Raw genomic sequence first — 1,691 nt, 5'->3', positions numbered from 1 at the left:
AAAAAAAGCCCCCGCAAACGATGCAATCGTTTACGGGGGCTTAACTGAAAAAGATTCGGCGGCGACCTACTCTCCCACCAAGTTTCCCTGGCAGTACCATCGGCGCTGAGGGGCTTAACTTCCGTGTTCGGAATGGGAACGGGTGTGACCCCCTCGCTATGGCCACCGAAAAAGCGTAACCGTCATGGTTGACGGTAAAAACAGTGATAACTGAATATGTTGTTTTGAATGCGATAGCGAGTTTTTGCAAGCTAACTAGAAGAAAAAAAGTAATTGGTCAAGCCGCACGGCTTATTAGTACCGGTAAGCTCCATGTGTTGCCACACTTCCACACCCGGCCTATCAACGTCGTAGTCTACGACGAGCCTTCAGGTGACTTTCGTCACGGGATATCTTATCTTGGGGTGGGCTTCCCGCTTAGATGCTTTCAGCGGTTATCCCTTCCGAACGTGGCTACCCTGCCATTGCCGCTGGCGCGACAACAGGAACACCAGTGGTTCGTCCATCCCGGTCCTCTCGTACTAGGAACAGATCCCCTCAAATATCCTACGCCCACAGCAGATAAGGACCAAACTGTCTCACGACGTTTTAAACCCAGCTCGCGTACCGCTTTAATTGGCGAACAGCCAAACCCTTGGGACCTGCTCCAGCCCCAGGATGCGATGAGCCGACATCGAGGTGCCAAACCTCCCCGTCGATATGGACTCTTGGGGGAGATAAGCCTGTTATCCCCGGAGTACCTTTTATCCGTTGAGCGACGACCCTTCCATGCGGAATCGCCGGATCACTAAGACCTACTTTCGTACCTGCTCGACTTGTCAGTCTCGCAGTCAAGCTCCCTTATGCCTTTACACTCTACGGCTGGTTTCCAATCAGCCTGAGGGAACCATCGCGCGCCTCCGTTACTCTTTAGGAGGCGACCGCCCCAGTCAAACTACCCACCAGACAATGTCCCAAACCCGGGTTACGGGTCGTGGTTAGAAGCCTAGAATAATCAGGGTGGTATTTCAAGGTTGACTCCACGAGAGCTAGCGCTCCCGCTTCAACGTCTCCCACCTATCCTACACAAATCATCCCAAACTCCAATGCCAAGCTATAGTAAAGGTTCACGGGGTCTTTCTGTCTTGCTGCGGGTAACCGGCATCTTCACCGGTGTTACAGTTTCGCTGAGTCCCTGGTTGAGACAGTGGGGAAATCGTTACGCCATTCGTGCAGGTCGGAACTTACCCGACAAGGAATTTCGCTACCTTAGGACCGTTATAGTTACGGCCGCCGTTTACCGGGGCTTCGGTTCGAAGCTTCTCCTTGCGGATAACCTCTCCCCTTAACCTTCCGGCACCGGGCAGGCGTCAGACCATATACCGCGTCTTTCGACTTCGCATAGTCCTGTGTTTTTAGTAAACAGTCGCTCCCCCCAGTTCACTGCAACCCCCTTCGGCTAGATAAGTAGTTATTTCACCTTATGGGGGCACACCTTCTCCCGAAGTTACGGTGTCATTTTGCCGAGTTCCTTAACCAGAGTTCTCTCAAGCACCTTAGGATACTCTCCCTGCCTACCTGTGTCGGTTTGCGGTACGGTCGCTATATCAACTCGCTACGAGGCTTTTCCTGGCAGCATGGGATCAACCACTTTGTGGGCTTTCGCCCTCGTCGTCACGCCTCAGCGTTTAAATGGAAGAACGGATTTGCCT

The 1,691-nt window shown here is 52.8% G+C and carries 2 rRNA genes; both read right to left on the bottom strand.

What is annotated here, in order from left to right:
- Window positions 1-53: 53 nt before the first annotated feature.
- A 5S ribosomal RNA gene (gene rrf / locus ACHHRT_RS13740) occupies window positions 54-170 on the bottom strand.
- A gap of 103 nt (window positions 171-273) precedes the next feature.
- Window positions 274-1,691 (bottom strand): 23S ribosomal RNA (locus tag ACHHRT_RS13735); the annotation flags it as partial.

This window comes from Desulfurivibrio modestus, from assembly GCF_044068625.1.
Taxonomy (GTDB): Bacteria; Desulfobacterota; Desulfobulbia; order Desulfobulbales; family Desulfurivibrionaceae; genus Desulfurivibrio.
The sequence above is the reverse complement of the archived record's forward strand: the minus strand, read 5'-3'. Positions and strand labels throughout refer to the sequence as shown.